Below are 15,067 nucleotides of genomic sequence, written 5' to 3' on the forward strand. Positions count from 1 at the left end.
TTATACCCAACAAATTCAAATTGTTGGGTGTTTTTGGCCTGGATGTGAAGTCGTACAACGAGCAGGTATAACCTGCAAACCGAAACTTCATAAGGAAAATAATATGTCGCTAAATATTGGTGTGATCGGAACGGGCGCTATTGGTCAGGATCATATTCGCCGTTGCAGTAAGGTTTTACAGGGTGGCCGTGTGGTCGCGGTTACTGATATCAATCGAGAACAGGCTACGCAGGTTATTCGTGATTTGGGTATCGAAGCGAATGTTTACGCCGATGGCCATGAAGTGATTAATGCAAAAGAAGTTGATGCAGTATTGGTTACGTCTTGGGGGCCAAGTCATGAAGAATTCGTTCTGGCAGCTATCGCCGCAGGTAAATATGTTTTCTGCGAAAAGCCGTTGGCAGTTACTGCTGAAGGATGTAAACGGATAGTCGAAGCAGAAGCAGCACAGGGGAAACGTCTGGTTCAGGTCGGTTTTATGCGCCCTTATGATCAAGGTTATCGTGCGCTGAAAGATGTCATTACCAGCGGGAAAATTGGTGAGCCATTAATGTTGCACTGTGCTCACCGTAACCCAAGGGTGGGCGATAACTATAAAACTGATATGGCGATTACCGATACATTAATTCATGAGATCGATGTGCTGCGCTGGCTATTGGACGATGACTATATCTCTGTTCAGGTAGTTTTCCCACGTAAAGCCAAACATGCCAAAGCGCACCTAAGAGACCCGCAAGTCGTTTTATTTGAAACGGCTAAAGGAACGCGTATTGATGTAGAAATCTTCGTGAACTGCCAATATGGCTATGATATTCAATGTGAAGTGGTAGGGGATAGCGGTATTGCAAAACTACCTGAGCCTTCATCGGTTCTGTTACGTAGTGACGCGCGGTTATCACATGAGATCCTGGTCGATTGGAAAGATCGCTTTATCGATGCCTATGATGTTGAACTGCAAGCCTTTATCAACGATGTGCTGGCCGAGAAACTCACCGGGCCTTCTGCTTGGGATGGCTATGCTGCCGCTGTTACGGCAGATGCCTGTATCGCAGCACAAAGCAATGGTGAGATTGTCCCTGTGAGTCTGCCGCCACGGCCTGTCTTTTACGACAAGTGATATCAATACCTGCTACCTGCTACCTGCTACCTGTGCCTCAGCTCGATGTGGTCGCATTGCATTGCAAGGCCCATGTTGAGAGTAAACCGTCAATATCTCTCACCTTAAACTGGGAGCGCTATGAAGATTGCATTTGATGTTGATGTCATTAAATACTTGGGTATTACCAAGATGGTTCGTCAGGTAGCAGATTGGGGATATGACTATATTGAGCAGTCGCCACATCCGCAGCTTAATCCTTTTTATAAACACCCCAAAGCAGGGCGTGAAGTCGTTGCTGAATATAAGAAAGCGCTAAAAGAAACCGGTGTCCAAATATCGTCATTCATCGTGGTCTATCGCTGGTCTGGGTCACTAGAGGCGAGGCGTCAGGCGGCGGTAACCAATTGGAAGAGAATGATTGAAATTGCTGTTGAAATGGGTGTTTCAGTCATTAACACCGAGCTTTCCGGTGATCCAAACGAACCTGAAATTTGCGAAGAGATGTGGTATCGCTCGATGGAAGAGCTATTGCCGATTATCGAGCGCGAAGGTATTCGCGTAGAGATTCAATCGCATCCGTGGGATTTCTGCGAAGAGAATAATGAAACGGTGGATCTGGTTAAATCACTCCGCAGTGATAACGTGAAGTATCTGTATAGCGTGCCGCATACTTTTTTCTACGATAAAGGCAAAGGCGATATTGCCAATATGCTGAAATATGCCGGTGACGACCTCTCCCATGTATTGGTTGCCGATACCATGAATCACACCAAACACTGCCGTTATATTGTCAATCCGCCGGGTGTGGATGCGGTTATTCATCAACATGTTGGTATTGGTGAGGGGGAAGTCGATTTCTCTGCTTTATTTCAGGCGCTGCGCGATATGGATTTTGCCAACCGCACTTTTAAAGTTGGCGGAGAATCTATTATTGCGGCCTCACTGTTTGGTTATCCGGAAAAAATGGTGCATCAGGCTGTCGCCACCCGCAAGAGAATTGAGCGTGAATTGCTGGGTAAATAAGGCCGTATAGCAATCTGATTTTTAGGCAAAAAAGAAACCTTATTCTTCTCTAAAGATTATTTTCTGTATTAAAGGACGGGCAATTAATCACCTTTTAATTGTGTTCATCTGTATAAATTAGATGTATCGCAGAGGTTTATTATGAATAAAGAACGTGTGAAATTGGCAATCGCCCCTATTGGCTGGACGAACGATGATATGCCGGAGTTAGGGAAAGAAAATACCTTCCAGCAATGTATCAGTGAAATGGCGCTTGCCGGATTCACTGGTTGCGAAGTCGGCAGTAAATATCCACGAGATCCTAAAATACTTAAGCCCATGCTTGAGCTGCGTGGTATGCAGATTTGTAATGCATGGTTCAGCACTTTCTTTGCCGATGATCTGCAGGCTAAAACCATTGATGAATTCACTAATCATATGAACTTCCTTCATGCGATGGGTGCAAAAGTGATTGGTTGCTCAGAACAAAGTAAAAGTATTCAAGGAACTACAAAAGCTGTTTTTGAAGAAAAGCCTTACTTTACTGATGTGGAATGGCAGCGAGTTGCTGATGGTTATAATGCATTAGCCAAAATAGCTGCCACTAAAGGGATGCAAGTGTGTTTGCATCACCATATGGGAACCGGTATTCAAACCACCGAAGAAATAGATCGTTATATGAGTATGGTTAACGATGATGTCTATCTGCTATTTGATACCGGCCATGCTTATGTTTCTGAGGGTAGCCAGGAAGCAATGTTAGCTATTTTGGAGAAATACCTGCCACGTATTAATCATATCCATTTAAAAGATGTGCGTGATGAAATCGTGGCTGATGTTAAAAACCAAAAAAACGCAGTTTCCTTGATGGCGTGAAAAAAGGTATGTTCACTGTTCCGGGTGATGGCGTGATTGATTTTAGGCCGGTGTTTAAACTATTGGATGAGAAAGGCTATCAGGGCTGGATGGTGGTTGAAGCAGAGCAGGATCCCGCTATTGCCAACCCGTTCGAATATGCAGTAAAAGCACGCCGTTATATTAAAGAAACCGCAGGAATCTAGTTTTAACCGCAGGGGGATAGATTCATTCACTATCCCCTAATGGTCAGGCTGATACCCTGACTCGGCCCATATGATGTGCATCAACATGCTGGCCATCGCGGAAAGCAAAGCGCGGGCTGGTGCCCTCAATTTCAAAACCAAACTTATGGTAAAGTGCGATCGCTGCTGCGTTGTCGACAAACACCGTCAGCTCAATACGTTGTATATTCAGCCAGTTATCACATAAATCAATCATAGCCGCCATCAGACGACTGCCGATACCCTTACCGCAAAAATTTGCTGCAACGGCAATACCAAAAGTCGCCACATGGCGGCGGCTAGCTCGTTGATTCGCTTCAACAGTAAGTTGCCCGACAATTTCCCCGTCTATACAAGCCACCAGGTTATGCATTCCCACAGGAATGTCTTTAATTTTTTTAGCCCACATATCTTCAGGAGGTAGGGGGAGCTGTAATGTGTCGCGATAAACCTGTGGATGAGAAAATAACTGCTGCAAAGCCGGATAATCGGTGGATTCCACATGGCGTATCTGCACATTTGTCATAAACATACCCTTACTCTTACTGTTTGAATAATTTAATAAAGTAACAATTTTTTTACGTGAGTCAATAATATTGGTATTGGCTAAAAAAAACGCTTTACAAGTGAGAGTGATAATGATTATCATTGCTGTGCTTTCAGATGAGGCATCAGAGTTTAGGTGTTCACATGACGAAGGCACGACATTGCTCACATTGCTTCCAGTGTTTACTTAGCCAGCCGGGTGCTGGCTTTTTTTTTGCTATTTTTACTTCAAATCCTCTATTCGAAAACGGCGATATCGCTAAATTCCACAATAATTTTCACTCTAATAGCTTCAAATCCAAATCATTTATTGTTCTCTATTCGAGTCGGTCGAATTTTTTGAATAGAGAGATGAGTTTTTTGCGCTTTCATATTCTCACGCGATATCTAGACTAAAGAAAACGTTGAGGAGAACTGAACATGATCTATTTACGCAAAGCAGAAGAACGTGGCCATGCTAATCACGGTTGGCTGGATAGCTGGCACACCTTCTCATTCGCCGATTATTACGACTCAGAATTTATGGGTTTTTCAGCACTGCGAGTCATTAACGAAGATGTTATTGATGCCGGGCAGGGGTTTGGAACTCATCCACATAAAGATATGGAGATCCTGACCTATGTGCTGTCTGGTACTGTTGAACATCAGGACAGCATGGGCAACAAAGAGCAGATCCATGCCGGTGAGTTCCAGATTATGAGCGCCGGTACTGGTATTCGTCATTCAGAATATAATGGCCGTGACGATCAACCGCTGCATCTATATCAGATCTGGATTATTCCAAATAAAACTGGTCTTGAGCCGCGTTATGAACAGCAGATGTTTGATAATCCACAAGGCCGTCAGCTGGTGCTGTCACCGGATGCTCGTGATGGCTCATTGAAAGTGTTCCAGGACATGACATTATGGCGCTGGGCATTGAAACGCGAAGAGACGTCGATTTATCAGATTCAGGCGGAGCGCCGTATCTGGATACAGGTGGTGCGCGGTAAAGTATCTATCAATGGTCACCAGGCCGGAACTAGCGATGCCTTCGCCATCTGGGATGAAACTGCGCTTTCGATTCATGCGGATGAAGACAGCGAAATTTTATTGTTTGATTTACCGCCAGTTTAAGTTTGATAGTCCTGAGTAATAAAGGGTATACGCATCGCGTTATACCCTTTTTTTTGCTAGAATTATATCCCACCCACCCTGCCTCAGCTCATTGATAATGAAGAAAAAAAGGCCAGTGCTACAAGACGTCGCCGATATGGTTGGGGTTACTAAAATGACCGTCAGCCGCTATTTGCGTAATCCGGAACAGGTTTCGGCTGCATTGCAGGTAAAAATTGCCTTGGCGTTGGATGAACTGGGTTATATCCCCAACCGTGCCCCCGATATTCTCTCCAATGCCACCAGCCATGCGATTGGCGTGCTGTTGCCGTCATTAACTAATCAGGTGTTTGCCGAGGTTTTGCGCGGTATTGAGAGTGTGACGGATGCACATGGCTACCAAACCATGCTGGCGCACTATGGCTATCAAAAAGAGCGTGAAGAGCAGCGGCTAACCTCGTTACTCTCTTATAATATTGATGGCTTAATCCTCTCCGAACGCCACCATACAGTCCGTACATTGAAAATGATTGAGGTCGCGGGGATTCCAGTTATTGAGCTGATGGATTGTATTTCGCCGTGTATTGATTTGGCCGTGGGTTTTAATAACTTTGAAGCGGCAAGGCAGATGACACAACAGATTATCGCCAAAGGGCATCGTCATGTGGTTTACTTCGGCGCGCGTCAGGATGAACGAACGGTGATTAAGCAGCAAGGTTATGAGCAGGCAATGTATGAGTCAGGTCTGCTTCCGATAAGTGTGATGACCAGCCGCTCATCATCATATTCGGCAGGGGCAGAGCTGCTGCGTGAAGCGCAAGCGAGCTACCCGCAGATCGATAGTATTTTTTGTACCAATGATGACCTGGCAATCGGTGCGGTATTTGAATGCCAACGTCAGGGGCTATCTATCCCACATGATATGGCCATTGCTGGTTTCCACGGCCATGATATTGGCCAGTCGATGGTGCCGAAACTGGCCAGCGTACTGACACCCCGTGAGCGTATGGGGCAAATCGGTGCCGAGCGCTTATTGGCTCGGCTGTGCGGAGAGGCGGTGACGCCCAAGATGATTGATGTCGGGTTCACCATCCTCCCCGGTGGCAGTATTTAAATCACAGTCGCTGTTATATCACCATTGCTAACAACAGGCAGCCGATCAACCCACAGACGGAAATGATGGTTTCCAGCACTGACCATGACTTGAAGGTTTCGACGATGGTCAGGTTGAAATACTCCTTGAACAGCCAGAAGCCTGGATCGTTGACGTGCGAAAAGATAACACTGCCGGAGCCGACTGCGATCACCATTAACTCAGGGCTGGCACCGGTAGTCGCGATTAATGGTGCCACGATGCCGCCAGCCGTGATTGCTGCAACGGTCGCGGAACCCAGCGCAATACGTAATACCGCAGCGATTGACCATGCCATCAGAATTGGTGATAAGCCGCTGCTGTTCATCATGCCGGCAATATAGTGATCAACACCGCTATCGACTAATACTTGCTTGAACGCTCCGCCACCGCCGATGACTAACAGCATCATCGCAATAATTTTGATGGAATCGGTCACCGTCTCCATGACTGATTCCATTGAACGGCCTCGGTTTAAGCCAAAGGTGAAAATCGCGATCAATACCGCAATCAACGTAGCAATAACCGGATCACCAAAGAATTTTGCGTAAGCAAGAATTGGATGGCCCTTTGGTAGAATCATCTCTGCCACGGCACGCAGTGCCATCAAGATAACTGGAACCAGCGCGGTACAGACACTGACACCAAAGCTTGGCATCTCTTCATTGGTAAAGGTTTTCGGGTTATACAATCCTTCCGGGACGGGTTTATCAATACCTTTGAGAAAACGGGCAAACACCGGGCCGGCCAAAATAACCGTCGGAATTGCCAGCAAGGTGCCATACAGCAGGGTTTTGCCCATATCAGCATGGAAAATAGTAGCGATCGCGGTCGGGCCAGGATGCGGTGGCAGGAAGCCGTGGGTGACAGATAATGCTGCTGCCATCGGTACACCCACATAAAGTAGTGGAATACGCGCTGATGCGGCGATACTAAATACCAGCGGCAGTAACAGCACAAAACCCACTTCATAAAACAGCGCAAAACCGACGGTAAAACCGGTCAGCACCACCGCCCATTGAATGTGTTTTTTACCAAATTTATCAATCAAGGTAGTGGCGATGCGTTGAGCGCCACCACAGTCAGCCAGTAATTTCCCGAGCATGGCACCAAAGCCCATGATCAGCGCCAGGCTACCCAGCGTTCCGCCGACCCCGGCTTTGATTGAGCCGACGACTTTATCGACCGGCATTCCTTGCATAATACCGACCGCCAACGCGACCAGTATCAGGGAGATGAATCCGTTCAGTTTGAAACGAATCATCAGCAACAGCAGCATGGCGACGCCAACCGCAACAATGACTAATGGCATAGTGTTTCTCCAATAACTTCAGGTAGTTCGTTTTTGTTATGGTTTGCGATCAGCTTCTTTTTATCATCAGTAGGGTAGGAAGGTGGCCTTTGTGATAAAAATCACATCTTCATTTGTTACCGGTATCATGATACCGGTAACATGGTAAAATACGGAACCATAGAACCGGTAAAATTCCCATTCTGAGATAGAGATCAAAATTATGGCGGGACGTAGCATTATCGTGATGGGTGTATCAGGCAGTGGTAAAACCACGGTGGGAGAAGCAGTAGCGCGTCAGATCCACGCTAAATTTATTGATGGTGACGACCTGCATCCTCGAGCCAATATTCAAAAGATGGGCAGCGGACACCCGCTTAATGATGAAGACCGTATGCCGTGGCTAGAGCGCCTGAGCGATGCGGCCTATAGCCTTAACCATAAAAATGAAACCGGTATTATTGTCTGTTCGGCGCTAAAGCGCCGCTATCGCGACCGTTTGCGGGAAGGCAATCAGGGGATGGTATTTTTATATTTGAAAGGCAGTTTTGACGTCATCATGGAACGGCTCAAAGCGCGGTCAGGTCATTTTATGCCAACCGACTTACTGAAAAGCCAGTTTGAAGCATTGGAAGAACCCGGAGCGGAAGAGCCTGATGTTATTTGTGTCGATATTGATGCGGATATTGATGAAGTGGCGCAGCGCTGTGTGTTGGCATTGAAAGGTCGCGTTTAAATCCCTTACTGAAAACCAATATAATTCAATACCAAAGAGGGCGTGCGCACCTCTTTGGTTGTGTAACCGGGCCTAACCTTATTGAGTCAAATACGCCCGCACGCCATCCAAAAACATCTGCGTCGATAACATCACCAAAATTAAGCCCATCAACCGTTCCAACGCACTGACGCCTTTACTGCCCAGCAGCCGCAGGAACAGGTTCGACATCAGCAAAATTGCGGCGGACAAGCCCCAGGCGATCATCAATGCCAGAACTAAATGGCTGATTTTATTTGGGTATTGATGGGATAGCAGCATCAAGGTCGCCAGAATTGACGGGCCTGCCACCAGTGGAATCGCCAACGGAACTAAGAATGGTTCCTCCCCCGCAGATAACCCGGTCACGGTACTTTCAGGCGAGGGGAAAATCATCTTAATAGCAATTAAAAACAGAATGATACCGCCTGATATCGACACTGTTTCTGTACGCAGATTGAGAAATGCCAGGATTTTCTCGCCGGCGAACAGAAAAATTAGCATCAATGTGAGTGCGATCAGCAATTCGCGGATCAAAACCACTCGCCGCCGTTTAGGTTCCAGGTGTTTAAGCACCGACATAAAAATCGGCAAGTTTCCCAACGGGTCCATAATCAAAAACAGCAACACAGTTGCTGCAATCATCTCAGTCATTATTACCTCTAGGGGACTGGCGTTTCCCGCCAATCAAAGCCACATATTAGGAAGATTGCTTTGAATCATTCTGGTATCGAATAAATTCACTTGCCACTTTGTCCATATTTTGTAAGGTGGTATCAGGTCTATCTTAGTCAGTCTGCCGTACCCTTACAGCGCGCAGTTATACAAGACAGGCATCCATTAATCGGTGTCACCTTCCAAGGCAGGACAGTAAACATGAAAAACGTTGGTTTTATCGGCTGGCGCGGTATGGTCGGCTCAGTGCTCATGCAACGCATGATTGAAGAGCGCGACTTTGACAGTATCCACCCAGTCTTTTTCTCTACCTCTCAACACGGTCAAGCTGCACCGGCGTTCACCGGTGAGCAAAGCACGCTGCAAGATGCTTATGATATTGATGCGCTGAGTGCATTGGATATTATCATCACCTGTCAGGGGGGAGATTATACCAACGAAATTTATCCAAAGCTGCGCGAAACTGGCTGGCAAGGTTATTGGATTGACGCCGCTTCTTCTCTACGGATGCAAGATGACGCAATTATCATTCTGGACCCGGTAAACCAGAGTGTTATTCAGCAGGGGCTGGATAGAGGAATCAAGACCTTTGCTGGTGGTAACTGTACCGTGAGTCTGATGCTGATGTCACTGGGCGGTTTGTTTGCTAATAACTTGGTTGAGTGGGCATCAGTTGCTACTTATCAGGCAGCATCCGGTGGTGGCGCGCGCCATATGCGTGAGTTACTGACCCAAATGGGCATGTTACATGCTGATGTGGCAAAAGAGTTACAAGACCCCGCTTCGGCCATTTTGGATATTGAGCGTAAAGTGACAGCGGCAACCCGCAGCGGCAAATTACCGACCGATAACTTTGGTGTACCGCTGGCGGGCAGCCTGATTCCTTGGATCGACAAAGCGCTGGATAATGGTCAAAGCCGCGAAGAGTGGAAAGGCCAGGCTGAAACCAACAAAATTCTGAATACCAGCAGCGTTATTCCAGTCGATGGCCTGTGCGTGCGTATTGGTGCGCTGCGTTGCCATAGCCAAGCCTTTACGCTGAAACTGAAAAAAGATGTGCCATTGCCAGAAATTGAGCAAATGTTGGCAACTCACAATGACTGGGTTCGTGTTATCCCAAATGACCGTGAGCTGAGTATGCGTGAACTAACCCCCGCAGCGGTAACGGGTACTTTAAATACGCCAGTTGGTCGCCTGCGTAAACTGAATATGGGGCCGGAATACCTCTCCGCTTTTACCGTAGGTGACCAGCTATTATGGGGTGCAGCAGAGCCACTGCGCCGTATGTTGCGTATCTTGCTGTAACGGTCATTTAGAATAATAGCGGTAAAGCTCTGGCCCTTATGGTCAGGGCTTTTTTGTTTTATAATATAAATTAATTAAATAGTTAATTTATATATGGCATTAATTGTTTTAAATTATGTTTATTTAAATAAAACCCATTAAATTAATAAAAGTAATTTTTATATATTCATCCTAATTAATAACGTGAAATGGTTTGTTATTGCATGGCTTTGTCGTACCAGTAAATGAAATTACAAAAAATAAATTAGGACTTGAATAAAATAATAATTAACTGTAACGTGGCACTTGTTCATCGTGATTTTAGTTTAAGTGTCCTATAAATTATATTTATTAATTGCTACTGTTTTTAACTAAATTATATCGGTCGGCATTATTTTAAATGATTTTCATTCTTGTTCCATTTTCAGACTTTATAGTGAATGTATAAGGTCAATTTAGATAAAGTAATGATGAGTGTTGCTATCTTATTTTTCTCTTTAATGAAAGGGGTTTTTATATGAAAACTTTATCTATACATGAAACTAAAAGTGTTAGCGGTGGTTATTCTGAAATGCAATCATCCTATGCTTTAAATGCTTCTGCTGGAAAGGTACCGTGGTCATCAGTATCACCAGTAACCGCCGAAATTATGAGTGTGAATGCATATTATGCAAAGTCTATTTTCAATCCTGACATAACCATCTCCACAGATAGTCATAATGTTTTAGCGACGAGTGAAACCAGAATAGTTATTAATAATTCATTACCAAGAGGGTAAGTTTGGTTATTGTTTAAATAAAAAATCCATATAATCTGTTGCCGACTATATAAAAACTGCATATGTAAACTTCTTTTATACCTAAATGGGTTTTGTAATGTCTAACATCGTGATCTGTATTGGCATTTAACTTGGTAGGGGAGTTGTATGAATGGTGCGGGGTTTGCTATTGGAATTATAAATATTCTGATAAAGATCCTTTTTTATACATTATTTTATATGGCTATGCTGTATGTGTCTGGTTTTTTGTTAGATGGTGATTTACCGGAAGTTGGGAGTAAGGTTTTTATATCAGTTGGCTGCGCAACGCTATGTACATTCATTCCATCATTTGATGGAATGAAGACCTTTATCGATACTTACTTAAGTATAAGAAGTAAATAACCTCAACTTAATATTATTGGTTTTGGTCATTGCGGGGGAATCATCATATGAAAAATTCATCAGTATTAGAAATCTAACATGTCAGTGATGCTGGAAGAGAATTAGCTCAGGCTTCTGGTTCCTTGGTGGGTTCTGTCGTTGGAGTGCAGGTGGGGGAAACGGCTAGAGCAGCAGGGAGAGCCGCATTGTGCATTGGGTGGGGTTGCAGAAGGGAAAGCCTATGATGGTATCTTTCACGTAATCAATTCCACTCCCCAAATTACTATTCCGGCAGTGAGTTATAATCCAGCCAAACTGGGTGGAACGGCTTATTTGAGTGGCTCTGATAGTTATTATATTTTCAGAATGACCGGAAGGTTAAATTGTAGTTAATATGTAGGCTTTGATATATGAAACCACAAGATACACCTAATTAATTATGTGTTATTGATGCTTAACATGACATGTATTTATTAATGGCTTTACGCGATAGTTAGTGAAATATAACAGGATAATATATGTTCAGGCAGGAAGCCTTTGATTACCAGAAAGCAAAGTGGACAGGGAAGGTACTACTTATTTCTGGTCTTCCAGTTTGGGTCATCGCATCAGGAGTATCAGTAATTATTATTATTTTTCTGACTTTTATTATTTTTGGTAATTATACTCGGAGAGTGAATGTTTATGGTGAAATCACAACACTTCCTCGTCCAATTAATATTTTTTCTTCTCACCAAGGTTTTATTACTCAAAGTTTGGTGAGTGTGGGTGATGAGGTGGTCAGAGGACAAGCACTTTATCAAATAGATGTAAGTAAAGTGACTGATTCCGGTGTGGTGAGTAAGAATAACCAGCACGCCATTGAGCGTCAGTTGGTACAGGTTAAGAACATTATTAAAAAGCTACAAGGGAACAAACTCGCCACCTTGAGTAACATTCAAGACAGAAAAATAAAGTATGAGATAGCTTATGAAAAATCCTCTCAATTAGTAAAAAATAGTCAAGATAATGTTGAGTCTATGCGTAGAATGGCGAATGATTATAGAGAATATCTACGGCAGGGGCTTATTACCCAAGAACAAGTCAATAATCAAACCTATTCTTACTATCAGCAACAAAGTGCCGCCCATAATCTATATGGCCAAAATATGCAGGAAGCACTACAAATAGCTAATCTGGAAAGTGAGATTGTTACCCGTGCAGCTGATTTCGATAATCAGATTTCACAATATGAATTGCAATATGGTGACCTACGAAGGCAACTAGCCGAAACTGATGCCACAGGGACCTTAGTTATTAATGCGCCAGTCGATGGCCGAATAGAATCACTTAGTGTAACAACTGGGCAAATGGTTAATATAGGGGACAGCCTGGCACAATTGATTCCAGGTACTGAACCTCAGTATTACTTGGTACTTTGGCTGCCTAATGGAGCCATACCTTATATAACTGTAGGTAATTCTGTAAATGTGCGTTACGAGGCTTTTCCTTTCGAGAAGTTTGGTCAGTTCCCTGGCCGCATTGAAACTGTTTCTTCTGTGCCAGCCTCTACTCAGGAGATGGCCAGTTACAATAGCACGCCACGTTATCACTCAAATTTAAGCGCAGAATCTTACTATAAAATGTTGGTAGTTCTGGATCAAACCCAGTTCCACTATCAAGAAAAAACATTACGCCTTACTGGGGGAATGAAAGCACAATCGACTCTTTTCCTTGAAAAACGTCCCCTCTATCAATGGATGTTCTCCCCTTTCTATGACATGAAAAAAAGCCTGATGGGGCCTATCCATGAATGACATTGTCTTCTCATCTATTATGAGTAAGTTAAATTTAGCATGGCGGAGAAAAGTGCCACAGATTTTACAAACTGAATCATCCGAGTGTGGGTTGGCAAGTTTAGCGATGGTGTTTCACTATTTTGGACTGAATATTGATTTATTCAATTTACGTCAGCAGTTTGGTATTTCAGTTCGCGGTGCAACGCTTAATACATTAATGGATGTAGCTAGTTCACTCAAATTTAAATCCCGCGCTTTATCGCTGGATATCGATGAACTTTTCGCACTTAAAACGCCGTGTATCCTGCATTGGGATCTCAATCATTTTGTCGTACTCATCGCGGTAAGACGAAATGGCATCATTATTCACGATCCCGCCTTTGGACGTAGAGTTATTAGTTTGCATGAGTTATCACAGCATTTTACCGGCATTGCGCTGGAACTATGGCCTGCCAGCGATTTTACCTCTTCAACTCAACAAAGCCGGTTACAGTTACGTCGTTTATTATCCAATATAAGTGGATTAAAAGGTGCTTTAACCAAAATATTTTGTCTCTCACTGGTTATTGAAGCAGTGAGTTTGCTAATGCCTGTAGGTACCCAACTGGTTTTAGACCATGTGATTCAAGCCAGCGATCATCATTTATTAGCGCTTATTTGTACTGGATTGCTGTTCTTCATTATATTTCGAACTGCTGTCGCGATGCTGCGCTCGTGGATAACTATCGTGATGGATTCACTGATAGATGTGCAGTGGAAGGCCGGTATGTTCGACCATCTTATGAAGCTCCCGTTAGCCTATTTTGAAAAACGTAAATTGGGTGATATCCAGTCACGTTTTGGCTCGCTGGATACAATCCGTACTACTTTTACTACCAGTATTGTTAGCTCGATTATCGACTGCATTATGTCTATCGGCTTACTCGGCATGATGTTGTTATATGGTGGTTGGCTGGTCTGGGTGGTGCTGGGGTTTACTACTATTTATATCATCATGCGTCTGATTACTTATAATCACTACCGGCAAGCATCTGAAGCATTACTGGTTAAGGGCGCTAAAGCCAGTTCACATTTTATGGAAACGCTCTATGGCATTGGCACCCTGAAAGCGCTGGGATTGTTAAAAACGCGTTCCCAATTCTGGTTGAACCTGAATATTGATACTACTAACGCAGGTATTCGCATTACTCGATTAGATATGTTATTCGGGGGCGTGAATACTTTTATCGCCGCTTGCGATCAGATCATTATTCTATGGTTAGGGGCATCATGGGTTATTGATAATCAGATGACTCTGGGGATGTTTGTCGCATTCAATGCTTATCGTGGTCAATTCTCAGTGCGTGCCAGTAGCCTGATTGATATGGTGCTGCAATTACGTATGCTCAGCCTACATAATGAGCGAGTGGCAGATATTGTTTTGTCTGAGCCGGAAAAGGAAATGCCGACCCGGCAATTATTTCCTCCCAACGCGCCGGTAGCCTTTTCGGTCTGTAATCTGTCTTATCAGTATGACAGCCTATCTAAGGCTATTATTAATGCACTTAATATTGAAATTAAACCAGGGGAAAGTGTTGCTATTATAGGGCCATCTGGAGTGGGAAAAACAACGTTGATGAAATTAATGAGCGGATTATTGGAACCGAGTTCGGGGCGCTTATTAGCCAATGGGCTGGATATCCACGCGATTGGTATTAATAATTACCGAGAATGCATTGCCTGCATTTTACAAGATGACAAACTGTTCGCTGGTTCTATCGCTGAGAATATTGCCAGTTTTGAGCTGTCTTTAGATATGGAGTGGGTAATGGGCTGTGCCCGTCATTGCAATATTCATGATGATATAATGAAAATGCCAATGGGGTATGAAACGTTGCTTGGTGAGTTAGGGGGCAGTTTATCTGGAGGGCAAAAGCAGCGATTATTAATTGCTCGTGCTCTATATCGCCGACCCGGTATTCTGTTTATGGATGAAGCGACCAGTCACTTAGATTTGGCCAACGAAACCTATATCAATGCCAGTATTGCTGCATTAGCTATTACCAGGGTAATTATTGCCCACCGGCCTTCAACCATTGCGTCAACTGACCGCATAATTACACTGAGTTGAAATAATGTAATTAGCCAACGGCGGATTATACTAGGAAGGTTTGTCTTTTTAAACTGTATATTATTAGTGTGTGTTTCATCC

General features: G+C 44.1%; 13 protein-coding genes and 1 pseudogene. 11 read left to right on the forward strand and 3 right to left on the reverse strand.

The features are described 5' to 3' along the window. Positions 1-103 precede the first annotated feature (103 nt). The 3 genes and pseudogenes from iolG to iolE all read left to right on the forward strand — a co-directional run bounded on the left by iolG (position 104) and on the right by iolE (position 3,162). Positions 104-1,117, forward strand: a complete 1,014-nt coding sequence (iolG, locus tag YALDO0001_RS02690; RefSeq protein WP_004699620.1) for a bifunctional inositol 2-dehydrogenase/D-chiro-inositol 1-dehydrogenase — start codon at positions 104-106, stop codon at positions 1,115-1,117. Positions 1,118-1,237: 120 nt separating this feature from the next. After that, positions 1,238-2,122, forward strand: coding sequence for a sugar phosphate isomerase/epimerase family protein (locus YALDO0001_RS02695; protein WP_004699622.1), 885 nt, complete (start codon positions 1,238-1,240; stop codon positions 2,120-2,122). 141 nt (positions 2,123-2,263) lie between these two features. Then, positions 2,264-3,162: pseudogene (gene iolE / locus YALDO0001_RS02700) on the forward strand (myo-inosose-2 dehydratase). Positions 3,163-3,205: 43 nt separating this feature from the next. Here the strand turns inward: iolE and YALDO0001_RS02705 are convergent. Then, entirely contained in the window at positions 3,206-3,706 is a 501-nt protein-coding gene (locus YALDO0001_RS02705) for a GNAT family N-acetyltransferase (RefSeq protein WP_042839324.1), read from the reverse strand. A 440-nt stretch (positions 3,707-4,146) separates the two neighbouring features. On the opposite strand from YALDO0001_RS02705, the gene YALDO0001_RS02710 reads away from it, so the two are divergent. Continuing rightward, on the forward strand, positions 4,147-4,842 hold the full coding sequence (locus tag YALDO0001_RS02710) for a pirin family protein (RefSeq protein ID WP_004699630.1): 696 nt from the start codon (positions 4,147-4,149) through the stop codon (positions 4,840-4,842). Positions 4,843-4,939: 97 nt separating this feature from the next. Beyond that, a complete protein-coding gene (gntR, locus tag YALDO0001_RS02715) occupies positions 4,940-5,935 on the forward strand; it encodes a gluconate operon transcriptional repressor GntR (protein ID WP_004699632.1) in 996 nt (331 codons plus the stop codon). A gap of 13 nt (positions 5,936-5,948) precedes the next feature. Here the strand turns inward: gntR and gntT are convergent, their stop codons facing one another. Then, on the reverse strand, positions 5,949-7,265 hold the full coding sequence (gntT, locus tag YALDO0001_RS02720; RefSeq protein WP_004699634.1) for a gluconate transporter: 1,317 nt from the start codon (positions 7,263-7,265) through the stop codon (positions 5,949-5,951). A gap of 202 nt (positions 7,266-7,467) precedes the next feature. Here gntT and YALDO0001_RS02725 point away from each other — a divergent pair, with 202 nt between their 5' ends. Next, positions 7,468-7,980, forward strand: a complete 513-nt coding sequence (locus YALDO0001_RS02725; protein ID WP_004699636.1) for a gluconokinase — start codon at positions 7,468-7,470, stop codon at positions 7,978-7,980. Between the two features lie 78 nt (positions 7,981-8,058). On the opposite strand, the gene YALDO0001_RS02730 is transcribed toward YALDO0001_RS02725, so the two are convergent. Beyond that, a complete protein-coding gene (locus YALDO0001_RS02730) occupies positions 8,059-8,652 on the reverse strand; it encodes a YhgN family NAAT transporter (protein ID WP_004699638.1) in 594 nt (197 codons plus the stop codon). Between the two features lie 222 nt (positions 8,653-8,874). On the opposite strand from YALDO0001_RS02730, the gene asd reads away from it, so the two are divergent. The 5 genes from asd to YALDO0001_RS02750 all read left to right on the forward strand — a co-directional run bounded on the left by asd (position 8,875) and on the right by YALDO0001_RS02750 (position 14,986). Further along, entirely contained in the window at positions 8,875-9,978 is a 1,104-nt protein-coding gene (asd, locus tag YALDO0001_RS02735) for an aspartate-semialdehyde dehydrogenase (RefSeq protein WP_004699640.1), read from the forward strand. Between the two features lie 496 nt (positions 9,979-10,474). After that, complete coding sequence (locus YALDO0001_RS21170; protein WP_145587581.1) at positions 10,475-10,735, forward strand: hypothetical protein; 261 nt, start codon at positions 10,475-10,477, stop codon at positions 10,733-10,735. A 147-nt stretch (positions 10,736-10,882) separates the two neighbouring features. Then, on the forward strand, positions 10,883-11,119 hold the full coding sequence (locus YALDO0001_RS02740; protein WP_042839311.1) for a hypothetical protein: 237 nt from the start codon (positions 10,883-10,885) through the stop codon (positions 11,117-11,119). Between the two features lie 497 nt (positions 11,120-11,616). Then, the gene (locus YALDO0001_RS02745) at positions 11,617-12,894 is read left to right on the forward strand and encodes an HlyD family secretion protein (RefSeq protein WP_042839312.1); all 1,278 of its coding nucleotides are present in this window, start codon (positions 11,617-11,619) and stop codon (positions 12,892-12,894) included. Then, on the forward strand, positions 12,887-14,986 hold the full coding sequence (locus YALDO0001_RS02750; RefSeq protein WP_042839313.1) for a peptidase domain-containing ABC transporter: 2,100 nt from the start codon (positions 12,887-12,889) through the stop codon (positions 14,984-14,986). The genes YALDO0001_RS02745 and YALDO0001_RS02750 overlap by 8 nt, the downstream gene beginning before the upstream one ends. Positions 14,987-15,067 lie beyond the last annotated feature (81 nt).

Source organism: Yersinia aldovae ATCC 35236 (assembly GCF_000173735.1).
GTDB classification, from domain to species: Bacteria; Pseudomonadota; Gammaproteobacteria; order Enterobacterales; family Enterobacteriaceae; genus Yersinia; species Yersinia aldovae.